The sequence below is a fragment of the Gymnodinialimonas sp. 202GB13-11 genome, assembly GCF_040932485.1.
GTDB classification, from domain to species: Bacteria; Pseudomonadota; Alphaproteobacteria; order Rhodobacterales; family Rhodobacteraceae; genus Gymnodinialimonas; species Gymnodinialimonas hymeniacidonis.
The window spans coordinates 3,966,968-3,990,710 of record NZ_JBFRBH010000001.1 but is presented as its reverse complement, the minus strand read 5'-3'; the positions used below and the strand labels follow the sequence as shown (position 1 = coordinate 3,990,710).

Sequence of the window (23,743 nt, the reverse complement as noted above, 5' to 3'; positions counted from 1 at the left end):
CCTCCGCTACCATCTTCACACTATGGATGTTTGTTTACGGACCAATCGGCGACTGCAAATGAAGCGCTGACGTATTGGGTCTAACACTGGCGATACACGCCAACGTGTTTCCAACGCCGGTGCGGGCGAACATTAGCGATTCTAATCGGAAAGAGACTCGCAGCGCGCGCTTTGCTGCGTTCCACAGAGTCCATGTGCATATCCCGATTGCCAATGATGCCTAATACAAGCCTGTCGTTGCGGCTGGGGTCGAACTTGGCTCCGGGCATATCAATTACGTGGGCCCTATCGGGGTGAAGAATCCAAACGACAAAGCGACTTCGATAAATCGTTGAGATGAAATGGGGCTTTGCGCGCGTTCGTGTCGCTAGAGCATCTTTCTTGGCAAGCCAACACCTTCGGGGACGCATGAGAATAGAAGGCCCCCATTACACCCAAGGCACGCTTGCGACACGCTCCGCATTCCAGACGAGCAAAGCATGAGGAGGTCGCTACCTACCGGCTATTTACCGGAGAGCATGGCTCGATCTGCCGCGCGCTGCGGGACGAGTTCCAGCACGACGGTGCGCCATCGGGATTGGAGGGTCCCGCCTATTCGGCGAGCTCCGGCATGGCGACAAACTCGTCGCGGGATGGGTGGATCGGCTCGGCCGAAATTACAATCATGTCAGCGGTACGATGTGCCAACTCATTCGCGAATGGATCATCTTCCGCACCGTGATCGACAACACTTGCTTCAATGGCTCAACCTCGGATCCAGTTCAGATGTCCATCTGTGACGTCATGATCGCATTCGTCACCGCAACGGCGCAGGCTCAAGCGACAAGGATTGAAAGTGCAGATGCTAAACTACGAAAGTCTCGCAAACGCAGGCGTCGTTTGGTCCGGCGCCATACGAACCGGTTTGAAAACATGCTTATTTCGGCCCATCGACCGTCGGAAACACCAAGCGAGACAGGATTATCGCGGCAGGCAGTACATCGGATGTGAGATCATCCTGATCACATCGTCTCTATAACGGAGCGGTGCGCAAGCTGCCCTGAACTCTGGTTTAGAACCCATCGGTTCTTTCAGTGTCACGGTTCGTGCGAAGGTCTTCGTTGTCGGCGACTGAAGCTGATGTTGGAAGGCCGCAACACATCTAGTGGGCCATCAGCACCGGAACGTCTGCTATTGCAAGAACGTCTGTGGTTGCACCCCCGATGATGTCATGGCTGAACTTGCTGTGCTCGAACGCACCCATAACAAGCAGATCTGCGCCGGACGATCTCGCCTTGGTCAGCAAAGTGTCCGCAATCGTGCCGTCCTGCCAAACCGTCTCTGCGTTGGACTGCACATTATGCCGGGCAAGGGTTTCGAGAAAACGTTCCGTATTTCTTGGTGTTTTGCCGATGGACAGAAGCGTTACCTGCGCCTCGGGGTCAAAGAGAGGGAGTGCCGCAACAAGCGCGCGGGTTGCGGCGCGTTTGCCGTCCCAAGCAATGGTGATGTTTCGGGTGGAATGGTCTGGCTCAACCGCATCTTGTGGCACGATTAGAACGGGTCGCCCGCTGCGCAGGGCGATGAGGTCGGGATGTGCGGCGTAGTCATCTTCATAGGGCGCGCCGGGGTAATGACCGATTACGCTCAGGTCGAAGGCCCGGGCAAAACTGGCGATCGGGCCGTCTGTTTTTGGATCAAGCTCAACGAATTCTGAGCGGTCTGAAAGGCCTGCTTCTGCCACCATGTCACGGAACCGCTTGGCGGTGTTGGCCATCACCTCGCGCCCGTTCGCATCAAGCTGTGCGCGTATGCTCTCCGGCAATTGTGCGGGCAATTGGCGATGAAGAAACCCCAACCCACCGGTTTTGGCGACACCTGTGAGGTGGGCGTCATGGTGTTTGGCGAGATTGATGGCATAGCGCAGTCCACCGCCCTTTTCCGGATCGCCACTATAGGCGCACAGTATGGATTTAAGGCTCATGGGATCCTCCTAGCTTTCTGCTGCATGGGTTCCGGCAAGACGTCCGAAGACTGCACCGGACGTCAGGCCCGACCCTCCGGGATACCCTTCAAAGAAAACGCCGCCGACCATCTCTCCGCAGGCATAGAGCCCGGGGATCTCTGCGCCCGCGTCGGACACAACCGCCCCGCGATCGGATACGGCGAGGCCGCCATAGGTGAAGGTAATACCCCCCGTGACGGGATAGGCACGATAAGGCGGCGTATTGAGGCGCTGTGCCCAGTTCGACCGTGGCACTGAAAGGCCATGCGCAGCCTTGCCATCACGGATGGTGGGGTCAAAGGGGATGTCATCATCGACTGCCTGGTTAAACGACTGCAGCGTGGCAAAGGCCGCGTCTGCATCAACGCCGTCCAGCTTGGCGCAGAGCGACTCAAGGCTATCGGCTTCGACGAAATGGGCGTCGTGAAACCGATACTCGGCATAGAGCAGATCAAAGACCTTCGCGTCAAAAATCTGCCATGCGAAATGGCCGGGCTGGTCCAGAACGGCGCGACCGAATTGCGCGTAGGTGTAGTTGCGAAAATCCTTGCCCTCATCGACGAAGCGCGCGCCTTGGGCGTTCAGCATCACGCCAAGAAAGTAGCAGATCTTGCGATAGTTCTTCCGCTCGCCCGGTGGCCAATGGAGGCCGCCAAAATCCGCCATGTGCAGGTCCATCGGGGTCGCGTGGCAGCCATCGTATAGCCCGTGGGCTTTTGCACCGACCTCGCGCGCCATCATAAGGCCATCGCCGGTATTGTGCGGGGTGCCGCGCACTTTGGCCTTTCGCCAATTTCCGCCCATCCAATCCTGTCGGAGTTCGTCCGATGCCTCGAACCCCCCGCAAGCAAGGATCACAGCATCGGCCTTTAGCGTCTGATCACCGACCCTGACGCCGGTGACGTGGCCGCCATTTGTCACAAGGCCCGTAACGCCCGCATTGTAACGGATTTCGCCGCCAAGCCGCAGAACTGCGTCGCGCTCCATCTCGAACAGGCCGACCCCTTCGTTTTCCGCGGCCAGCGTGAGGCCGCCCCAGAAGATGATTTTTCCACCTTTCTCAAAGCTTTGACGCGACCAGATCGGTTCAAATGTGACGCCATGGCGCGCCAGCCATGTCATCGTGTCCAGTGAGCCAGTGATCAACCGGCTTTGCTCAGGCGAAAGCGGGCGTCCGCCATTGAAGGACAGGAGATCGTCTGCAAACTGCTGTTGCGTGTAGCTGCCGAATTCGGTGCGAGACAGGCGCGGGTCGTTGGCATCACTCAGAAGCGGGAGAAGATCCCCCCTGCCCTCATAAGCGAACCGCATAGCCCCGGCCGTATATTTCGTGTTGCCGCCGGCCAGTGCTTCATCCGCCTTTTCCAACATCAAAACCTGTGCGCCGCCTTCCAACGCAGCGATTGCCGCGCAGAGTGCGGCATTGCCGGTGCCTACAATAATGACGCGTTTTGGCATCGCCTTAGCCTTCCTGTTTGGGTCGGTGCGTCGCGCTGAGTAAGGGCACCGAAGAAACCTGAGCGTTGGACCGTTCGCGTGTCATTGAGCGAGCACCACTGGGTTGATCATGTGGATGGGGGCACCTTCGGCGAAGGCTGTCACCTGATCGAAAATGTCGCTGAATTGCAGGTCAAATTCGTCCTCAGTCACGTAGCCCAAGTGAGGTGTGGGCAGGACATTTGGATGGCGCAAAAGGGGATGGGATGGGTCTGTCAGCGGCTCAGTCTCAAAGACATCCACGGCTGCAAAAATGCGGTTTCGGGCGATCTCTGCTTCCAAGGCACCCGGCACGATCAGGCCGGCGCGGGAGGTGTTCACCAAGAGGCTGCGCGGGGCCATCTGCGCCAGGTCGTCGGCCGTGATGATCCCGCGCGTGTCCGGTTTGAGCCGCACGTGCAGGCTGACAATATCCGACGTTGCAAAGAACGCCTCGCGGCTATCAGCCAGCGTGCGACCGTCGGCAAGCGCACGCGCCCGGCCGGCATCGGACCCCCACCATTGCACGCGCATACCAAGCGCTTCAGCGTATCCTTCGACCGCTTTTGCAATCCGCCCGTAGCCATAAAGGCCCAAGGTCCGCCCACGCAGGGTGCGCCCGACTCCCGCCTGCCAATGCCCACTTCGGATTGAAGTCACCTGTTCCGGGATCTGGCGATACGATGCCAGGATCAACGCCAGCGTCATTTCGGCAGCCGCATAGGACGGCGTGTCGCTGTGCATGTTGGAACACACCAACACGCCGTTCGCCGTGCAGGCGTCAACATCGATGTGGGGATACACGCTGCGTTGGGAGATCAGGCGCAGATTTGGCAAGGCTTCGAGCAGGTCTGCACCAATTCGCGTGCGTTCCCGGAACAGCACAAGCGCTTCGGCGTCCGCCACCCGCGCGGCAAGGCGCGCGGGGTCAGGTTCATGATCTGTCCATACCGTCACGTCATGGCGCGCAAGCTTTGCAAAGCACGGCAATCCGCGCAGTGTGTCGAACCAATCATCGAGGATATGGACCTTCATCGGCTTTCGACACCAGAATCCGGCATCGGGGTGCGTGGGGTTGGCACGAACACGTCGCTGGACAAGGCAAGTAGTGCGCGGTGCACCTTCTCGCGATCCGCGAGCAATCCGTTGAAAGCTGCGTCACAGCCCGAAATCGGGGTTGGGTAATTTCGGATGTTTTCACCGATCATGCGATCCGCCTGGATCAGTTCGGCACGGGCAAGGGTCAGGCAATCAGAATATGCGTCCATCATCACACCTTTCATATTGTATACTATAGTATACCGATTTGCTATTTTGATGACTATACCCAAACTGCACCCGGAATAAGGATCTCGCCCCGTGCCAAAAGGCGTGCCGTCCGGACCAACCCGGCCGAGCGGAGGTCGATCCCGTCGGCGCCGAACTCATAATCGACCAGAACATCGATCTGCCCACTGGCATGTTCCAATGTGATCAGAGCCGGACGTTCATTGCTTCGGTTGGAAAGGCCATCCGCCACGGTTCCCGGCGTCAGCACACATGAGGCGAGGCATTGCGCGCCGGTCACAGCCATCGTCGGGTGCGCCTTCCAAGGCATGAAATAGCGTGCGGCCACAGTGCCGCCGTCACGCGCGGGCGCCAAGAGGCCGAACTTCGGTGTGACAGAGGCGGCAACGTTTTCAATGCCCATCGCCTCCCCGGCCTTGATGCGGACGGCCTCCATATTCGCGAAGAACTCAGCATTCTTATTCAGCGCATCAGCGCTTTCATGGCCCGTTAAGCCAAAGGCCTCAGCCCGCGCGATGACCATCGGCATGGCCACGTCCATACAGGTGACCTGAATGCCATCGAAGGTATCGTGCAAGTTGCCTGTGGGAAGGAAGGCCCCGGTCGCACCGCCGATCGTGTCCATGAATTGCAGGCCCACCGGCGCGGCTGTGCCCGGCACACCATCAATCGCCACATCCCCCGCATAGGTGACGGCGCCGCCTGACGTCTGCACCTTCGCAACGACCCGCGCACCAGTGTTCACGGCGTGGATCTTGACCTCGGTTTCCTCCGCAGTGGCAGATACGAGCCCCATCTCAACGGCAGCAGGACCCACGCCTGAAAGGATGTTGCCGCACGTGGGTTTGAAATCCACCGTGCGGTCCTCGACGCTGACCTGAGCGAAAAAGTAGTCGATGTCGGCCCACGAGTCGCCGTCAGGCACACTCAGCATAGCGACCTTGGTGGTCACCGCATTACCGCCGCCGATGCCATCGATATTGAGCGGATGGCCCGACCCGACCGCCGCAATCAGCACCTCCGCCAACGTCTCAAGATCTTCAGGCAGGTCAGATCTCCGAAAGTAGGGCCCGCGCGATGTGCCACCACGCAGGAACCAGAAGGGAATGGCGCGCTGGTTCATGTCAGCGGCCAAGGCAGGTCAAAGTAGGATTGCAAAAGGCCAGGTGGGAAATCTCGGTTGAGCGTTGCGGCCATTGCGCAGATGAAGGCAATCCCGGCCAGCGTATAGAGCGCGGCAAAGCCCCATGGTTTTCCGGCTCGGAACCGGATGAACATCAGCAGGAACACCGCAAGCGCCAAGATGAAGCCGACCAGCGCCGTCAGGATCAAGAGACCCGCGAACCATGCAAGGGTGGCCCAGAGCCCGAAGGCGTTGCTATCGCGATCCTCGACTTCGCGGTCGGCAAAGAGCGCGTCCGTTTCGGGTTTGAGCCGCATCTGCAGCATCAGCACTGCACAGCCGATGAGGGCGACCGTACCCACAAAAACAGGGAATACGCGGTCCGTGCGGGCAAAATCCGGGATCAGGCGCGCGTCGATATAGGCCACGGTGATATAGGCCGTTACCAGCAGAAGGAAGATCAGCGGGGCGCGCTTGCCGCCCGAATTCACATCGCCCTCCGCCTGAATGTTCTTTGCCTGGCGCAGGCCGAAGAAGACCGACAGGACCGTTACGATAATCAGCACAATCACGATGGGGCTGAACAGGTAGTCGAGGCCTTCCTCGAAGCTGCGCCGGAAGCGCGAGCTTGCGATCTGGAAAGCTTGGTTGGTGTAGCGTTCAGCCGGAGCCGATAACACGAAACCGATCAGGAAGGCCGGGCGGGACCAGTCGAACCGCCGCATCAGGATGCCCAGAAGACCAATCCCGAAAAGCGCCACCAGATCCCAGATGGATTGCCGGGATTGGAAGGCCGCAAATGCGATGATCATGAAGAGGAACGGCGCAAGAAGAGCAAAACGGATATTCGTCAGCCGCGCGATGCCGCCGGCCGCCCCGATGCAGATCAACGTGCCAACCACGTTGGCCAGCGCCAGCAACCAGACGATGGCATAGGTGAAGTTGAGGTTGTTGTTGATCATCGAAGGGCCAACCTCGATCTGGCCCGTCCCCAACAGCGCGATGCCCGATATGAAGATTGCCATCGAGCCTGAACCCGGAATGCCGAAGAGAAGCGTTGGCACAAGGCCGCCACCCTCCTTTGCGTTGTTCGAGCTTTCCGGGCCCACGACGCCGCGAATATCGCCGGAGCCGAACTTGGATTTGTCCTTGGAGGTCTGGACAGCGTGGCCGTAAGCGATCCAATCGACGACCGAGCCGCCGAGACCCGGAATAACCCCGACGCAGACGCCGATCAGCGAACAGCGAATGGACAGCCATTTGTTGGCCCACCAGTCCTTGACGCCGGTCAGCCAGCCACCACCCAAGACCTGCCGGTCCGCGATAGCCTTGTCCTGACGCAAAAGCGCGATGATTTCCGGCACCGCAAAGATAGCGAGGCCCACGATGACCAGTTTGAAGCCGTCAACCAGATAGGGCAGGTCATAGCTCGCCATGCGCAACTCACCCGACGCAGCGCCTTCGCCGATTGTGCCGATCAGCAGGCCGAGGCAAGCCGCCACGATCCCTTTGATCGCGACACGTCCAGCAAGGATGCCAACCATCGAAAGACCGAAGATGGTCACCATCAGCAGCTCGGGCGTTTGAAAAGCCAAAACGATGGGCCGCGCGGCGAGGATGAAGAATGTCAGGAAAGCTGCGCCCAGAAGGCCGCCGAATAGCGATGACGTGAATGCTGCTGCCAATGCACGGGCCGCCTCACCCTTCTTCGCCAGAGGGAAGCCGTCCAGCACTGTCGCTTGGCTGGCCGATGATCCGGGTATCCCCATCAAGACACTGGCAAACGTGTCCGATGTTGGAACCACCGCCACCATGCCGACCATCAAGGCGAGACCGTAAAGCGGCTGCATCCCGAACATGAATGGCAAGAGAAGCGAAAGACCGGCAATACCCCCGAGCCCTGGGAAGATTCCGACGCAAAGCCCCATCACAACGCCCAGTACAAGATATCCCAGTACAACTGGGTTCAAGATCATACCAAAAGCTTCGCCAAGCGCGGGCATGGCGGTTGCGAAGAGGTCCATGGCGGCCTCCTGAAAATGTGGTTGAGGTTGTGGAGTCCCCGGACGTTGCCCGGGGACAGGAGCGGACCTAGTTCAGGACAACGCCGTAACGTTCAGCGAGCCAATCCAGCACGAAGGTCTGAGCTTCTTCCGGCACCTCGGTGGCGCTTTGCAAAGCTGTCTGAGCGGCGTCTCCGGTCATCTGTGGGTAAACCCCAAGACGCGCCTGAGAAATCTCGGCGAAGTCTGCCCGTTCCGTGATGGCCTGGAAGGCCGCTGAGTAGGTATCGATCGCCTCCTGCGGCGCGCCGGCGGGCAGGAACACCATCTTCTGCGCCGGGAAACCTGCGGTAAAGAACGCCAACCAGGCATCCCAGGCGGGGCCAGATGTCTCGCATGCAGCCGCTGCTTCACAGACTTCAGCGAAGCTCGGCAAATCCGGGAAGGTTGGATCCCGCACCACGTTACCATCCGCATCCAACGCGCCAAAGGTGAACCACGGCACAGCGGTGCCGGCTTCGACCAGTGGCGTCACGCCGGAGAGGTACGATGACGAAGTCTGATAGTCGATATTGGCTTCGCCGCGTTCGAACATTAAGCGCCCGTCGCCACGTCCTTCGATACCAAAGACCGGCTCAACATTCAGTCCAAGCATTTCCCACGCAAGCAGCGGGACCAGGTCAAGGCGTGTGGCCCCCTGGCTACCGTAGATGAAGTTTTCTTCCATCAACGCTTCGATGCCACCGGAGTCGAGGTTGGCGGACAGATCGGCAGGCAGATAGACCACACCGCCGGTGCCCGAGGCCAAGACAACGTTCCAATCGCCATACTCATACCGGACGCGCGGATCGTTCAGCAGATATGGGAACTGCGTGGAGCCGGACGAGCCAAAGATCGTTGTACCATCTTCATACTCAAGGCCCTGGAAATGGTTTGCCCCGCGCGTTGAGCCGGCACCGGGCATGAAGGTCACCACAACAGTCGGGTTGCCGGGCAGTGCTTCGCTAAGCAGCGGTGCATAGAAGTTCGCCCAGCGCGCCGAGCCGCCAGTTTCCGAGAATGGAATGATCCATTCAACGGTTTCACCGGAAAGATCCAGTCCGTCAGCATAGGCTGGTGCCGCCAATCCGAACGCGGACACGGTTGCTAGAAGCGCTGCTGAGCGCTTGAAAAGATCGTTCATTTTTTCCTCCCTGAACGCAGGGCCTCCCAACCCTGGCAATCTCTCTTCGACAGCGCTGAACGCCGCCTTGATGCCCTTAAGTTTCAATGCCAAGCTTTCACGAACCTTTCATCGTAAGAAAAAACGCCATGCGCATCGTTATTGTGGAGGACAACGTTTCGGTCGCGAAGGGCATCGCCTATCGCCTGCAGGACGAGGGACACGCTGTGGACCTTATTCACGACGGTGCGGAAGCTGAGGCGTTCTTGAAAGACGATGGCGCTGACCTGGTGATCATGGACATCAAACTGCCCGGACTTGGCGGGTTGGATGTTCTAGCTGCCATGCGGGCACGCAATGATACCCGCCCAGTAATCATGCTGACGGCACAATCGGAGCTCGGCGCCAAGGTTGCCGGGCTGGATGCAGGCGCAGACGACTACCTGTCGAAACCGTTCGAGATGGATGAGTTGAGCGCGCGGGTGCGTGCGCTCGGCCGTCGCCGACCCGCCACTGACGTTGGCCAACTTGCCATCGGGGCGCTGAGATTCGATCCGGTCGCCCGGGCGATCCTGTGCAACGCGGAGGATCTGTCGGTCCCGCGCCGTGAGGTCGCGTTGTTCGAGGCGCTTTTGAGCGCACATGGCCGGTTTGTATCGAAACAGGCGCTCCTAGACAGCATGTACGGCACGGGCAGCGATGTGGAGGAGGCGGTGGTCGAGGTTTACGTGTCTCGCCTGCGCAAGCGACTGAAAGTGCATGGGGTTGAGATCACCGTGCGGCGTGGCATCGGATACGCGATGGTTGAGGTCGCCCCGTGATAGGTCCACTTTCCCTGCGGCTGCGTTTGACCTTGATTATCCTGCTACCGCTTCTGTTGGTTTCAGCCGCGGTGGCGATCTGGGCGGCACGCGACGCCCAGGCCCGTGCCGCTGATCGATTTGATCGGTCTCTGCTCGTCACGGCGTTGGGAATATCGCGTGACACAGCCATCAGTGGAGGCGACGCACTCAGTCGGGAAACGCGTGACCTGCTGCGCAACACATCCGGGGGACCTGTTTTCTATCATGTTTATGCCCCGGACGGGGCGTTCGTAACGGGGTATGCCACCCCGCCCACGCCGACCGCAGCCGCGGAAACAGATGCCTACGCATATTATGATGCGCAGTATCAGGGGCGCGAGGTGCGCGTCGTCCGGTTTTCTGACCGTATGGAGATCGACAACCTGTCGGGAGAGTTCACTTTTACCGTCTGGCAGAACCTGTCACTGCGCGACGGGTTTGTGCAAAGCCTGTCGCAACGCACATACGCCGTTATGGCCACGCTAGTTATTGGTGTGGCCTTGATTGTCTGGTTCGGCGTGCGCTTGGGGATGGGACCGCTCCTTGATCTGGAGCAGGCCATCGCACGTCGCTCGGCGTTGGACCTCACGCCCATATCGCGGCCAATCCCGCACGAGGTTCAGGGCATTGTTGGGCGCTTGAATGTGCTTTTGTCGGAAATGGCGGCAACGATCAGGGCCAAGGACAGCTTCATTTCCAACGCAGCCCACCAATTGCGCAACCCGATATCCGGTGTCCTTGCCCTGTCCGAGGCTGTGGCAGCCGCCAAAACGACCGAGGATTTCAAGATGAGGAGCGCCGATTTGGCGGAGGCCGCAACGCATGCTGCAAAGTTGACCGAGGATTTGCTGGCATTTGAGCGCGCGCGATCGGCACCGCCGGCCGAAAAACTTCCGGTCGAGGACGTGGTCGACATTGTTGGATCCGCCGTCGCCCGCCAGACCGCCATTGCAAATCAGCGTGGAGTCACCTTGCACCTATCGCATGATCCTGACGCGGCTTACCTACACGTCGACAGTGTTCTAATGGAGCAGGCCATCGAAAATCTGATCGCGAATGCACTCGCTCATGGGGGACCTGACTTAACTGAGGTTAGAGTGTCGCTGGAGACCAACGACCAAAACCTAATCATTGACGTGGCTGATGACGGTCGCGGTATTGAGCCGTCGCAATTTGCGATAGCCCTGTCCAGGTTTGGCCAAGTCACCCCAGGCAGCGGCAGTGGCCTTGGGCTGCCAATTGCGCAGGCTGTGGCCGAAGCATTGAACGGGCGATTGGAATTGTCTCCGAACGCACCCGGGCTATCAGTCCGGTTAATCCTGCCGATACTTGATGTGACACAGCCGGTTCTGCAGGACGCACTCGCCTGACGGCGATCCGTCGGTGAGGTGGGCCCTATATTGTTGGGTCTGCATGATCACTTGGTTCAATTCACTCCCGCAGGCGCTTTTGCACCTGAGGCGGAATATGCGGATATCTCGGTTACTCAGCCCCTAGGTTCAAAAGCGCGGGCTTCAGGCCGCGGCATGCCTGATCCCGAGTATCTCGCGCGCCTCTTGCCAAGTGGCGACGGGTCGGTCGTGTTTTGCGCATAGTTCCGCTGCCCGGCGAACAAGCGCTGCGTTCGATGGGGCAAGTGTCTGCTTGTTGAGGCGAACATTGTCTTCAAGCCCTGTTCGGGCATGGCCGCCTGCCGCAATGGACCATTCGTTCAGCACGATCTGGTTGGGCCCGATCCCGGCAGCACACCAAGGGGCGTCTGGTCCAAACAGCCGATGGACCGTCGCAACGTAGAAATCAAAAACGGTTCGGTCGGCGGGCATGGCGTTCTTCACACCCATCACGAATTGCACGTATGGCGGGCCAGCAAGTTGCCCGTTGTCCGCCATCTCTTTCGCTTTGAGGATGTGGCTCAAGTCGAACGCCTCAATTTCGGGCTTCACACCGTGTTCGATCATTTCAGCAGCAAGCCAATCCACGAGATCGGGTGGATTTTCGTAGACCCGCGTCGGAAAATTGTTCGATCCGACAGACAGCGAGGCCATGTCGGGCTGCAAAGGCAACATGCCCCCCCGTTCGCGCCCAGCGCCGGAGCGTCCTCCGGTTGAGAATTGGATGATCATGCCGGGACAATGTTTCTCCAGCCCCTCTTTCAGTGCTGCGAATTTCTCGGGGTCACTTGAAGGGGTCTGGTCGTCGTTGCGCACATGGGCATGGCAGATTGCGGCCCCGGCCTCAAACGCTGCATGGGTGCTTTCTATCTGCTCAGACACAGTGATCGGCACGGCAGGATTGTCGGACTTCCGGGGCAGCGACCCCGTGATGGCCACGCAGATGATGCAGGGTTTTGTCATTTTGGTATCGTCCGTTTGAGGTTCACTCGCGACCGCCGCGAAAGATCCTCGAATCCCCAATGATGTCTTCCAAAGCGCGCAAGCGGTCCGTGCTGCCGCACGCCGCCTGAATGGCAGCGACCATGGCCTCAAGCAAGAAGTTGATCGCAAGCGTCGAGTCCCAGCTCGAAGGGACCTCCACCATTGTGCGGAAGCAATGCGCTGCGTTGCGTTCGATGGGCGAGCCCCATTGATCCGTGAACAGAACAACCGTCCCACCCTGGGCCGCGACCTGCGCGGCCAGGCGGTCGAGTTCCTTCTCGTAGCGGCGAATGTCAAATACGACCAAGACGGTTTGCGCGTCCATATCCAGGAGCGCTTGCGGCCATACACTCGGGGACGAGTCCATCAAGGTCACGCCCGGACGGATGATCTGCAAATGGTTGAAAAAGTAATGCGCGTTCGAACGCGAGATACGCCCCCCAAGAACAGAAACCTTCCGGTTCGCATCGGACAGAAGGCTCACCACCTGATCGAACTCCTCCGTATCAAGTCGGTCGATGGTGGAGTTGATATTCTTCGACATCGCACGGGCGAACCGGCTAATGATGTGATCTCTGCGCTCGGACCCCAATTCGGGGTCGAGCTTTGCCAAGGGCTCCTTCATGCGGGCGGCGATTTCTTCGCGGATGGCGTTTTGAAAATCGGGGAAGCCGCCAAAGCCCAGCTTGCGGGCAAGGCGCACTACTGTGGGCGTAGACACCTCGGCATTCTCGGCCAGCCGGGTGATGGATTGCAGGCCAACCACCAGCGACTCGTCCAGCAACAGCGCCGTCAGACGACGCTCGGACGCTGTTAGATCAGCCTGCCGTTCCCGGATCAGATCCCGGATGAGAGGCGTTTCTGGGGCGCCTGATGAAATCTTATTCACTCCGATATCCCCTGAACAATTCCATTCAGAAATTTTCTTGACAGAAGGCTAGGCCATGTAGTGATCATTTCATACATGGGGATGAGTCTTCAAGACACGGGTCACGATTTCGGAACGGTTGTCACGCTGCACGGCGCGGATCGACCGCTGGATTTCGTGTTGGTGTGTGAACATGCCTCGGCCCGTATTCCAGACAGCCTCGATCAGCTTGGTCTATCCAGTAAAGCGCGCCTTTCCCATGCGGCGTGGGACATCGGGGCGGCCGACATCGCCGTCTCTTTAGCCACACGATTGAATGCGCCGCTGGTGATGGGGGACGTCTCGCGACTGGTTTACGATTGCAACCGCCCGCTTGATGCGCCCGATTGCATCCCCGCCCAAAGCGAAGTTTTTGCTGTTCCGGGAAATGCCTCACTAAACGCCGACCAGCGTCAAACGCGCCACCAACTCGTTCACGAACCCTTTCACGCCGCAATTTCCCAGCTTCTAGACGGCGCCGGGCTCGATACGGTGCTTGTCACGATCCACAGCTTTACGCCGGTCTATAATGGTCAAAGGCGCAATGTAGACATCGGTTATCTCTGCGATCAGGACGACCGTATGGCACTGGCCGCCCTGCGCGCCGAAGCAAAGGCCGCAAAACACAGAGCCGCCCTGAACGCCCCCTATTCGGCGAGCGATGGCGTCACACACACCCTGCAACTGCATGGGGAAGCGCGCGGCCTGGCGAATGTGATGGTTGAAGTGCGCAACGACCTCATCGACACGCCAGAAACCGCCAAAGCCATGGCAAAGCACCTTGAAGGTATATTGCGGGCCGCGCGGGCGGAGGTACTGGGATGAACGCCATGCACCGCTTTGTGCGCATTGTGGACGGGATGAACCACGGTATTGGCCGCGTCGCGATGTGGGGGATCTTTGTGATCATGGGGATTCTACTGTGGTCCTCGATCTCCAAGACCTTCTTCACCCCCGCAAACTGGACGTTGGAGACGGCCCAATTCGCCATGGTCGCCTACTACGTGATCGGCGGACCTTACGCGATCCAAATGGGAAGCCATGTCCGCATGGACCTGTTCTATGGCAATTGGTCCCTGCGCCGGAAGGCCACCATCGACGCGCTGACCGTGTTGTTCCTGATCTTCTACCTCTGCGTGCTGATTTATGGCGCGCTCGGCTCGCTGTCCTATTCGCTTGGATATTGGAGGTTGGAGCCTGTCTCGTTCTTCGCGGGCCTCCTGACCGGGTCCGAGGAAATCGGCCGGCTTGAACGCTCACCCACCGCTTGGCGGCCTTACCTTTGGCCGGTCAAAACGATCATGGTCATCGGTTTCGTACTGATGCTGCTTCAGGCCCTGTCTGAACTGTTCAAAGACATCGCCCGCATCCGTGGCTTTGATTGGGCGGAGGCGAAGGTATGAGCCAGGAATACATCGCCATCTTCATGTTCACGTCGATGATGCTGATGCTGTTCACTGGCCAGCGGGTCTTTGGAGCCATCGGAGCGATTGCTGCCATTGCAGCGATCACGCTTTACGGCACCGGCGGGCAAGAAATCCCCTTCGCCGCCACGATGCGGTTGATGAGCTGGTATCCCCTGCTGACCCTGCCGATGTTCATCTTCATGGGCTATGTGCTCAGCGAAAGCAGGCTGGCCGATGACCTTTACCGGATGTTCCATGTCTGGTTCGGGCCGGTGAATGGCGGGCTGGCGATTGGCACAATCGGCCTGATGGTTCTGATCTCCGCTATGAACGGGCTGTCGGTGGCTGGCATGGCCATTGGGGCCACCATCGCGCTGCCAGAATTGCTGCGGCGCGGATACGACAAGCGGATGGTCACGGGCGTGGTACAGGCTGGATCTTCGCTCGGCATCCTTGTCCCGCCCTCGGTTGTGTTGGTCCTTTACGCCATGATCGCGCGCCAACCGGTGGGTCAGCTTTGGCTTGCAGGCGTGTTGCCCGGCCTGATGATGGCGGCGATGTTTGTCCTCTACATCTGGCTGCGGTGCCGCACGCAGCCTGAACTTGGCCCAGCCCTGCCCGATGCCGGGAACGTGCCACGCGCCGAGAAATTACGCCTACTGCTGGCGGGCCTGCTGCCACTCCTGATCTTCGCCGCGATGATGGTGCCGTTTGTGAAAGGCTGGACGTCACTCGTCGAAAGCTCAGCCGTCGGGGCACTTACTGCCCTGCTCGCAGCTATCCTGAAACGCCGCCTTACCTGGACGGTGTTCGAGGCGTCGGTTCGCAAAACCCTTGGCATTTCTTGCATGTTCATGTGGATCATCCTCGCCGCCCTCGGCTTTGGCGCAATTTTCGACGGGCTTGGCGCGGTGGAGGCGATTGAGGGCCTGTTCACGCAGCAACTGGGCCTCAGCCCTTGGGTGATCCTGATCCTGATGCAACTCAGCTTCATCATCATGGGCACGTTCCTCGATGACACCGCGATGCTGGTGATCGTGGCCCCGCTTTACGTGCCGCTTGTCGGCGAGCTTGGCTTTGACCTGATCTGGTACGGCGTCCTTTACACCATCACCACGCAGATCGCGTATATGACGCCGCCCTTCGGCTATAACCTGTTCCTGATGCGCGCCATGGCCCCGCCCGAAATTACGCTGCGCGACATCTATGTTTCGATCCTTCCCTTTGTCGGCGTGATGATCGTGGCCCTTACCCTGATTATGACCTTCCCCGAAATCGCCCTGTGGTTACCGGGCTATGTCTATGGAAATTAACGAATAAGACCCGGTGAGCGGGCATTTGCTTGAACCCAACGGAGGACTATCAAATGACCACCAGACGTAAGTTTTTACAAACCGCGGCCGTAGGCGCGGCAGCCGCCCCGCTGGCGACGCCCGCGATTGCGCAAAGCACGATCACATGGCGGATGCAGACCTATGCTGGCCCTGCACTGGCCGAGCATGTGATCGACCCGGCTATTCGGATGTTCAACACGATTGCGGGCGACCGGATGCAGATCGAGCTGTTCTACGCTGATCAGCTTGTGCCTACGTCCGAGCTATTCCGCGCCATGCAGCGCGGCACGATTGATGCGGTCCAGTCAGACGATGACTCGATGGCCTCACCCACCGACGTGACCGTGTTCGGCGGCTACTTCCCCTTCGCTTCGCGCTACTCGCTCGACGTGCCGGTGCTGTTCAACCAGTACGGCCTAAATGAGATCTGGGATGAGGAATACTCAGCCGTCGGCGTGAAGCACATCTCCGCCGGGTCGTGGGACCCCTGCCATTTCGCCACCGTCGACCCGATCCGGTCGCTGGCGGACCTGCAAGGCAAGCGCGTCTTCACGTTCCCGACCGCTGGCCGGTTCCTGGAGCAATTCGGCGTTGTGCCGGTTACATTGCCTTGGGAAGACATCGAAGTCGCCGTGCAGACGGGCGAACTTGATGGCATCGCCTGGTCCGGCATCACCGAGGATTACACCGTTGGTTGGGCAGACGTGACCAACTACTTCCTTACCAACAACATCTCAGGCGCATGGGCCGGGTCGTTCTTTGCCAACATGGACCGCTGGAACGAACTGCCCGAAGATCTGCAAACGCTCTTCCGGGTCTGCTGTGACCAGTCACACTATTACCGTCAGTGGTGGTACTGGGGCGGCGAGGCCAGCCTGCGCGTGAACGGCGACAAGATGGAGCTGACGACCATCCCCGATGAGGAATGGGCACAGGTCGAACAGGCCGCCGTCGCCTTCTGGGATGAAATCGCCGCAGAAAGCCCGACAAAAGCGCGGGTGGTTGAAATCCTGCGCCAGTACAACGCAGATATGGAGGCCGCTGGCCGCCCGTATCGGTACAGCTAAGGCGACATGCGGGGCCCGGCACAGGTCGGGCCCCAATGCCCCATCAGAAGGTTGAGACATGGCTGAAGTATTGTCCTTCGAGGCGCTGAAGGCGCAAATATCCTCGGGCGCGGTGGACACCGTTCTGGTCTGCATGGTCGACATGCAGGGCCGGTTGATGGGCAAACGGTTCCATGCCGAGGCGTTCCTCGACATCGCCGAGGATGAAACCCATTGCTGCAACTACCTTCTGGCCACCGACCTCGCCATGGCGACGCCAGACGGCTACGCATCTTCGTCGTGGGAAAGGGGGTACGGCGACTATGTGATGCGACCCGACCTTTCGACTTTGCGCCCTGTTCCGTGGCTCGAAGGCACCGCGATGGTTTTGTGCGATGTACTGGATCACCACACGCACGCCCCCGTCCCCCACGCCCCGCGCGAAGTGCTGAAGCGACAGATCGCGCGCGCCGAAGCGATGGGCCTGTCGCCAATCATGGCAACAGAGCTGGAATTCTTCTTGTTCCGCGGCACCCATGACGAGATTGCCGATGGCGGGTTCCAGAATCTGCAACCGATCAGCCACTACAATGAGGATTACCACATCTTCCAGACCACCAAGGAAGAGCCGGTGATGCGCCCGATCCGCAACCACCTGCGCGCCATGGGCGTGCCGGTCGAAGGCACGAAGGGAGAGGCCGAAGCCGGTCAGGAAGAGCTGAATATCAAATATGCCGACGCGCTTGGCTGTGCCGATCATCACACGCTGGCCAAGCACGCCGTCAAGGAAATCGCCCATGAACACGGCTTTGCGGCGACCTTCCTGCCGAAACTCAGCGCCGATAGCGTTGGCTCTGCTGCGCACATCCATCAATCGCTGTTCAAGGACGGCACGAACGCCTTCCACGATGCGGACAGGCCCTTGGCGAAGTCCGCGTTGATGGACAGCTACATGGCAGGCCTCCTCAAATACGCCCCCGAAGTGACCTGTTTCCTTGCCCCCTACATCAACAGCTACAAGCGCTTCTCCAAGGGCACATTTGCGCCCACGCGCATTGTCTGGTCCGTGGACAATCGCACCGCCGCCTTCCGGCTGGTGGGCGACGGCACGAAAGGCGTCCGCGTCGAATGCCGCATCCCCGGCGCCGACATGAACCCTTATCTGGGGCTGGCCGCGATGCTGGCCTGCGGCCTTGCCGGGATCGAAGAAGGGTTGTCGCTGGAAGAACCGTTCAGCGGCGACGCCTATGAGACCGCGAACACGACCCACATCCCCACAACCCTGCGCGACGCGCGCGCGGCGCTGACAGGCTCAGCCATGCTGCGTGCCGCGATGGGCGATGAGGTGATCGACCATTATGCCCGCGCCGCCGAATGGGAGATCGAGGAATTCGACCGCGCCGTCACCGATTACGAGATCAAACGGGGGTTCGAGAAGGCATGATCAGAACGGCCAATGCTGTCCTGCCGGTCGCTGATATCGATGCGGCTTGCGCCTTTGTCAAAGACTGCCTCGGATTTGAGACGATCGTCAGGCGAGACGGTCATGCCTATTGCGAACTTGGCGATGCAGGTGTTCATTTCATCAACGCACCGCCTGATGCGGATATGGATGATCCTGCCCGACAATTGGTGATCTACATGGATTGCGATGACGTGGACGCCCTATGGGCCGAACGTAAGCAGGCCATTGAGCAATTGCCCACTTCCCACCGTGACGCACCTGAGCCGCGCGCCAACGGGCAACGCGAATTCCACCTGATCCATGGACCTTTCCTGTTCATCGCGGGTCAGCCGATTGCAATGGACGAAGCATCATGAGCGTGTTGCGCTGTATCTCACCTATTGACGGCACAGTCTTTGCGGAGCGTGAGACGCTTTCTATCGACGCGGCCAAGGTGAAAATCGCGGACCTGCGGCAGGAACAGACCGCCTGGGCGGCACGGCCCTTGCAGGAGCGGATCGACCTCGTCATGGCTGGCGTCGCCGCAATCGGCGCGATGAACGATGACATCGTTCCTGAACTGGCGCAGATGATGGGCCGCCCGGTGCGATACGGTGGCGAATTTGGGGGGTTCAACGAACGGGCCAGCCACATGGCTGAAATCGCCGAAGGCGCGCTGGCTGATATCGAAGTGGGAGAGGATGAGACCTTCCGCCGCTACATCAAGCGCATCCCCCATGGCGTCGTCTTTGTCGTGGCGCCCTGGAACTATCCCTACATGACCGCCATCAACACGGTCGCACCGGCCCTGATCGCGGGCAATAGCGTGGCCCTGAAACACGCCACCCAAACACTTCTGGTGGGCGAACGCATGGCGCAGGCCTTCCATAGCGCAGGCGTGCCCGAAGACGTCTTCGCCAACATCTTCCTCGACCACGAAACAACGTCTGACCTGATCGCGGGCAATGCCTTCGATTTCATCAACTTCACCGGCTCCGTCGGCGGCGGCGCTGCGATGGAGAAAGCGGCGGCGGGCACGTTCACCGGTGTGGGGACCGAGCTCGGCGGCAAAGATCCCGGCTACGTCATGGACGACGCCGATCTGGATGCTGCCGTCGACACACTGATCGACGGGGCAATGTTCAACTCCGGCCAATGCTGCTGCGGGATTGAGCGGATCTACGTCCACGAAAGCTTGTTCGACGCGTTCGTCGATAAGGCCGTGGCCATCGTGAACGACTACACCCTCGGCAATCCGCTGGACGAGGCGACAACGCTCGGTCCGATGGCCAACGCCCGCTTCGCCGATGAAGTCCGTGCACAGATCGCCGAGGCGGTTGCGGATGGCGCAACGGCCCATGTCGAAACCTTCCAAGCAGACGATGGCGGCGCCTACCTGACCCCGCAGATCCTCACGAACGTGACCCACAAAATGCGCGTCATGCGGGATGAGAGCTTTGGGCCGGTCGTTGGCATCATGCCGGTCAAAGATGATGACGAGGCCATCGCCCTGATGAACGACAGCCAATTCGGCCTGACCGCCAGCCTGTGGACCTCGGACGTCGACCGCGCCGCGCACGTCGGCGACCGGATTGAGACGGGCACCGTCTTCATGAACCGTGCCGATTACCTCGACCCCGGCCTGTGCTGGACCGGTTGCAAGAATACCGGGCGCGGCGGTGGTTTGTCTGTGATCGGCTACCACAACCTGACGCGCCCCAAATCCTATCACCTGAAGAAGGTCACCTGAGATGAGCCTGACTGGAAACTGGTCCTACCCCACCGCCATCCGTTTCGGGGCCGGGCGCATCGAGGAGTTGGCAGACGCCTGTACGCAAGCCGGCATCACGCGCCCCTTGCTCGTAACCGACACTGGCCTGGCGGATCTGCCCATCACGGTGCAAGCATTGGACGTGCTGGACGGCGCAGGCCTTGGACGGGCGCTGTTTGCTGAGGTTGACCCCAACCCAAACGAATTGAACCTCGCCGCGGGGTTGGAGGTCTACCGCGGCGGTGGCCATGATGGCGTGATCGCGTTCGGCGGCGGCTCCGGCCTCGACCTCGGAAAGATGGTTGCCTTCATGGCCGGCCAGACGCGTCCCGTGTGGGATTTTGAGGATATCGGCGATTGGTGGACCCGGGCAGATGCCGATGCCATCGCCCCCATCGTGGCCGTGCCAACAACCGCCGGGACAGGCTCCGAGGTTGGGCGCGCCTCTGTGCTGACCGACAGCGTGACCCATGAAAAGAAGATCATCTTCCACCCCAAGGTTCTGCCCACAATCGTGATCTGCGACCCGGAATTGACTGTCGGTATGCCCCCTGCGATCACCGCAGGTACCGGACTAGATGCCTTCGCCCATTGTGTCGAAGCGTTTTCGAGCCCGCATTACCACCCGATGAGCCAAGGTATCGCGCTGGAAGGAATGCGTCTGGTGGTCGAAAATCTTCCCCGCGCCTATGCCGATGGCACAGACATCGAGGCCCGCGCCCAGATGATGAGTGCCGCGGCAATGGGCGCCACGGCATTTCAAAAGGGCCTGGGGGCCATTCACGCCCTCAGCCATCCGGTTGGTGCAATCTTCGGCACGCACCACGGCACCACCAACGCCGTGTGTATGCCCGCCGTCCTCAACCTGAACGCGCCGATGATCCGCGACCGGTTTGACAAGGCGGCCAGCTACCTCGGCGTTGATGGCGGTTTCGATGGCTTCTGCGCCTTTGTGCAGGGCTTCAACGACAGCCTCGGCATTCCCCGCCGTCTCTCGGACATGGGCGTCACGTCTGACAGGATGGATGACCTGGTCGCAGGCGCGTTGCGCGACCCGTCTTGCGGCGGAAATCCGGTGGAATTGACCGCGACCAACCTGCGCGGATTGTTTGAAGCCGTGATATAGTCTGCGCTCATTATCTGCGATCGTTGAGCGGCTTCATCCGGTAGGCATGAGTTCGGTCCAGCGCTCTCTAAGCAGCTGTTTCTAATCCCTTTTGCCAGCCCGAGGCAGGCAAGGGCCGATTCGATAGGAAACCCAATCAAAGCCGATAGGTAGCGCGATCATGCGTACACGTTTCGCGACGGATCAACAAAACCTGACCTTCGGTGTTGCCTCTTCGCAGCACCTTTAGGCACCACGGCGTATTGCCGCCGATTTGGCAATGGGCGCGTTGACTTCGCGTGAGGATGCCCGCTTTCAAAGAGCGTTAACCGGAAGTTGACGCGGGTCTATGAACAGCTGCTTTTCCCATTTTCGGCGCAACGTGCGTTGCGAGGTCGCCTTTGCGCTAGCGTTGGTTGGTGCAGCCTGCCTTTCCACGTTTGCCGCGCCTGCTAGCGCCCAAGACGAAGCCGCGCTCGCTGTGGAAGCGCATGAGGATTGGCGCGTATCCTGCCCCGGCGAAACAGCGGACAGTTGCCGCGTCTGGCAGCGCGTGCAAGTGCCTTATGGCGACGATCTGCAAGACGTTATGGCGGTGTCCGTGGCCCCAGCCGATGGTGGCCTGGTGGTTCTGTTTCAGGTTCCGCTCGACGTTTACCTGCCCGCTGATTTCGGCCTGCGCGTCGATGGCACGGGTGAACGCCGCGTCCGCTATCGCAACTGCAACGAAACCGGATGCTGGGTCCTGATGCGGGGCGACAGTGGCGTTTTGAGCAGCTTCCGCCGCGGCATCACCGCCGAAGCCGCGCTGAGCCTTGTGGAAGGCGAGACGGTGCGCATCAGTTTCTCCCTCAGGGGATTTACGGCCGCGATGGCGGCCTTTGAAGACGCGAGACAAGACTTTGAATAAACGAATTGCCGCCACCGCCATCGTTCTTGCGATGGGGCCGTCTGGCGCGTTGGCACAGACCTGCATCGATGTGGATCAGGTCACGCTGACCGGTGTGACCTTGCTGCCAGAGGCACCGTTGCAGGCGGAGTTCGCGCCCTTCTTGGGATGTGTCGGTCTTGAGGCGCTTAACGCGATGCTTGAGACGGTCACGCTGGCTTATGTCGATGCGGGCTACATCGCAGCGCGCGCGTATCTGCCGGAACAGGACCTCTCAGACGGTGAATTGGAAATCTCTGTCGTTGAAGGCCGCGTGTCTGAGATTGTTGTTGCCGAAAACGGCACACCCGCCCCGCGCAGGGCGGTCACGGCATTCCCGCAGATGGAAGGCCGCCCCTTGGAATTGCGACGGCTTGAGCAGGGCATTGCACAGATCAATCGCCTCCCCTCAAGCGATGCCACGAGTGAGCTTCTGCCCGGGGCCGAGCCCGGCGACTCGGTTGTTGCGGTTCAGATCGCGCAAGGCCCTCGTTTTTCAGGCAATATTTCCGTCGATGACCGTGGCACGCCTTCGACGGGTGTCTACAATTTCGGAACCACATTCGCATACGACAACCTGCTTGGCCTGAACGATAGCTGGACGCTGACCTATTCGCGCAGCATGGAGCCAGGCGCCCTTTCCTTTGGGCCCAATGTGCCGGTCGGCAACTCTTACAGCCTTTCGGGAACGATGCCCTTCGGGTTCTGGACGTATTCCCTTTCGCTCAGCGGGTCGGATTACCTAATCGACATTCCCGGTGTGACGGGCCCAATCGAAAGCTCCGGGCAGTCGCGCACAGTGCGCATCTCCGCAGAACGGCTTCTGTCGCTTTCTGAGAGCGGGCGACTTGATGCAGGCGTTGCCTTGCAGTGGGCCGACAACGAAAACCAAATCCTCGGCGCGCGGATCGACACATCTTCGCGCAGCCTGACCCGGATTGAAGCCTATCTCAGGGCGTCAAATCCCCTATGGGGTGGCCAGCTCGACCTGACCACAACGCTGCGCCACGGTGTGGATTGGTTCGGCGCTTTTGATGATGACACAGCCCCCGCAGGCTCGCCCGTCGCGCAGTATTCAGCGGTTTTGGTTGATGCGACATGGGTTCGGCCCTGGGAAGTCGGCGAACAAATCATTTTGCTGAATTCACGCTTGTCCGGGCAGTATGCCAGACAGAACCTTTTCGGGTCTGAGCAATTCTCGATCGGCGGTTTTTCTAGCGTGCGCGGCACACGCACCAGCCTTCTGTTCGGCAATAGCGGCGCGTCCTGGACCAACACGCTCAGCGCGCCTGGCGTTTTGGATCTTGGTGATGGCGTGACCGTTACCCCCTACGCGGGTCTCGACGCAGGCCGTGTCTTCGGCCAATCGGAATTTGGCATCGAGGGCGGCTCGCTCACCTCTTATTCCGTTGGCGCAACAATCAATTTCGGCACTGTGACCCTCGACGCTGTTTACAGTGATATCCTGTCTGCCCCAGACTTCGCCCAAGCCCCCGATGACGGCCTGTTTACGCTTCAGGCCCGATTGACTTTCTAGAATGGAAAGAGCT

Annotated in this window: 21 protein-coding genes; 12 read left to right on the top strand and 9 right to left on the bottom strand. The window is 59.8% G+C overall.

Annotation, left to right across the window (positions count from 1 at the left end):
- Window positions 1-1,141: 1,141 nt before the first annotated feature.
- The 7 genes from V8J81_RS20345 to V8J81_RS20315 all read right to left on the bottom strand — a co-directional run bounded on the left by V8J81_RS20345 (window position 1,142) and on the right by V8J81_RS20315 (window position 9,056).
- Complete coding sequence (locus V8J81_RS20345; protein ID WP_368477566.1) at window positions 1,142-1,963, bottom strand: universal stress protein; 822 nt, start codon at window positions 1,961-1,963, stop codon at window positions 1,142-1,144.
- 9 nt (window positions 1,964-1,972) lie between these two features.
- On the bottom strand, window positions 1,973-3,442 hold the full coding sequence (gene tcuA / locus V8J81_RS20340) for an FAD-dependent tricarballylate dehydrogenase TcuA (RefSeq protein ID WP_368477565.1): 1,470 nt from the start codon (window positions 3,440-3,442) through the stop codon (window positions 1,973-1,975).
- Window positions 3,443-3,523: 81 nt separating this feature from the next.
- Window positions 3,524-4,495 carry a D-2-hydroxyacid dehydrogenase family protein gene (locus tag V8J81_RS20335; protein ID WP_368477564.1) on the bottom strand — a complete coding sequence of 324 codons (972 nt, stop codon included), beginning with the start codon at window positions 4,493-4,495 and terminating at the stop codon, window positions 3,524-3,526.
- Window positions 4,492-4,728 (bottom strand): hypothetical protein, encoded by a 237-nt coding sequence (locus tag V8J81_RS20330; RefSeq protein ID WP_368477563.1) that lies wholly within the window; start codon window positions 4,726-4,728, stop codon window positions 4,492-4,494. The genes V8J81_RS20335 and V8J81_RS20330 overlap by 4 nt, the downstream gene beginning before the upstream one ends.
- Window positions 4,729-4,781: 53 nt before the next feature.
- The gene (locus tag V8J81_RS20325; protein ID WP_368477562.1) at window positions 4,782-5,870 is read right to left on the bottom strand and encodes a 4-oxalomesaconate tautomerase; all 1,089 of its coding nucleotides are present in this window, start codon (window positions 5,868-5,870) and stop codon (window positions 4,782-4,784) included.
- Window positions 5,867-7,894 carry a tripartite tricarboxylate transporter permease gene (locus V8J81_RS20320; protein ID WP_368477561.1) on the bottom strand — a complete coding sequence of 676 codons (2,028 nt, stop codon included), beginning with the start codon at window positions 7,892-7,894 and terminating at the stop codon, window positions 5,867-5,869. The genes V8J81_RS20325 and V8J81_RS20320 overlap by 4 nt, the downstream gene beginning before the upstream one ends.
- Window positions 7,895-7,961: 67 nt before the next feature.
- Complete coding sequence (locus V8J81_RS20315; protein ID WP_368477560.1) at window positions 7,962-9,056, bottom strand: tricarboxylate transporter; 1,095 nt, start codon at window positions 9,054-9,056, stop codon at window positions 7,962-7,964.
- Between the two features lie 128 nt (window positions 9,057-9,184).
- Between V8J81_RS20315 and V8J81_RS20310 the strand changes: the two genes are divergently transcribed.
- Together V8J81_RS20310 and V8J81_RS20305 are read left to right on the top strand one after the other, a co-directional pair.
- Entirely contained in the window at window positions 9,185-9,856 is a 672-nt protein-coding gene (locus V8J81_RS20310) for a response regulator transcription factor (protein WP_368477559.1), read from the top strand.
- Window positions 9,857-9,882: 26 nt separating this feature from the next.
- Window positions 9,883-11,247 carry a sensor histidine kinase N-terminal domain-containing protein gene (locus V8J81_RS20305; protein ID WP_368477558.1) on the top strand — a complete coding sequence of 455 codons (1,365 nt, stop codon included), beginning with the start codon at window positions 9,883-9,885 and terminating at the stop codon, window positions 11,245-11,247.
- Window positions 11,248-11,391: 144 nt separating this feature from the next.
- Here V8J81_RS20305 and V8J81_RS20300 read toward each other — a convergent pair whose 3' ends face one another.
- Together V8J81_RS20300 and V8J81_RS20295 are read right to left on the bottom strand one after the other, a co-directional pair.
- Complete coding sequence (locus tag V8J81_RS20300) at window positions 11,392-12,231, bottom strand: 3-oxoadipate:acetyl-CoA acetyltransferase (RefSeq protein ID WP_368477557.1); 840 nt, start codon at window positions 12,229-12,231, stop codon at window positions 11,392-11,394.
- A gap of 22 nt (window positions 12,232-12,253) precedes the next feature.
- Window positions 12,254-13,141, bottom strand: a complete 888-nt coding sequence (locus V8J81_RS20295) for a MurR/RpiR family transcriptional regulator (RefSeq protein ID WP_368477556.1) — start codon at window positions 13,139-13,141, stop codon at window positions 12,254-12,256.
- Between the two features lie 75 nt (window positions 13,142-13,216).
- On the opposite strand from V8J81_RS20295, the gene V8J81_RS20290 reads away from it, so the two are divergent.
- From V8J81_RS20290 to V8J81_RS20245, 10 genes are all read left to right on the top strand, one after another.
- Window positions 13,217-13,984: an N-formylglutamate amidohydrolase gene (locus V8J81_RS20290; RefSeq protein ID WP_368477555.1), complete on the top strand. Its 768-nt coding sequence runs from the start codon at window positions 13,217-13,219 to the stop codon at window positions 13,982-13,984.
- Window positions 13,981-14,562 carry a TRAP transporter small permease subunit gene (locus V8J81_RS20285; RefSeq protein ID WP_439649915.1) on the top strand — a complete coding sequence of 194 codons (582 nt, stop codon included), beginning with the start codon at window positions 13,981-13,983 and terminating at the stop codon, window positions 14,560-14,562. Before V8J81_RS20290 ends, V8J81_RS20285 begins: the two co-directional genes overlap by 4 nt.
- A complete protein-coding gene (locus V8J81_RS20280; RefSeq protein ID WP_368477554.1) occupies window positions 14,559-15,878 on the top strand; it encodes a TRAP transporter large permease in 1,320 nt (439 codons plus the stop codon). Before V8J81_RS20285 ends, V8J81_RS20280 begins: the two co-directional genes overlap by 4 nt.
- 53 nt (window positions 15,879-15,931) lie before the next feature.
- On the top strand, window positions 15,932-16,966 hold the full coding sequence (locus tag V8J81_RS20275; RefSeq protein WP_368477553.1) for a TRAP transporter substrate-binding protein: 1,035 nt from the start codon (window positions 15,932-15,934) through the stop codon (window positions 16,964-16,966).
- A 58-nt stretch (window positions 16,967-17,024) separates the two neighbouring features.
- Window positions 17,025-18,389: a glutamine synthetase family protein gene (locus V8J81_RS20270; RefSeq protein ID WP_368477552.1), complete on the top strand. Its 1,365-nt coding sequence runs from the start codon at window positions 17,025-17,027 to the stop codon at window positions 18,387-18,389.
- Entirely contained in the window at window positions 18,386-18,766 is a 381-nt protein-coding gene (locus V8J81_RS20265) for a VOC family protein (RefSeq protein WP_368477551.1), read from the top strand. The genes V8J81_RS20270 and V8J81_RS20265 overlap by 4 nt, the downstream gene beginning before the upstream one ends.
- Entirely contained in the window at window positions 18,760-20,139 is a 1,380-nt protein-coding gene (locus V8J81_RS20260) for an aldehyde dehydrogenase family protein (protein ID WP_368477692.1), read from the top strand. Before V8J81_RS20265 ends, V8J81_RS20260 begins: the two co-directional genes overlap by 7 nt.
- Before the next feature lies 1 nt (window position 20,140).
- Complete coding sequence (locus V8J81_RS20255; RefSeq protein ID WP_368477550.1) at window positions 20,141-21,286, top strand: iron-containing alcohol dehydrogenase; 1,146 nt, start codon at window positions 20,141-20,143, stop codon at window positions 21,284-21,286.
- 328 nt (window positions 21,287-21,614) lie between these two features.
- Entirely contained in the window at window positions 21,615-22,175 is a 561-nt protein-coding gene (locus V8J81_RS20250) for an invasion associated locus B family protein (protein ID WP_368477549.1), read from the top strand.
- Complete coding sequence (locus tag V8J81_RS20245; protein ID WP_368477548.1) at window positions 22,168-23,730, top strand: ShlB/FhaC/HecB family hemolysin secretion/activation protein; 1,563 nt, start codon at window positions 22,168-22,170, stop codon at window positions 23,728-23,730. The genes V8J81_RS20250 and V8J81_RS20245 overlap by 8 nt, the downstream gene beginning before the upstream one ends.
- Window positions 23,731-23,743: the final 13 nt, after the last annotated feature.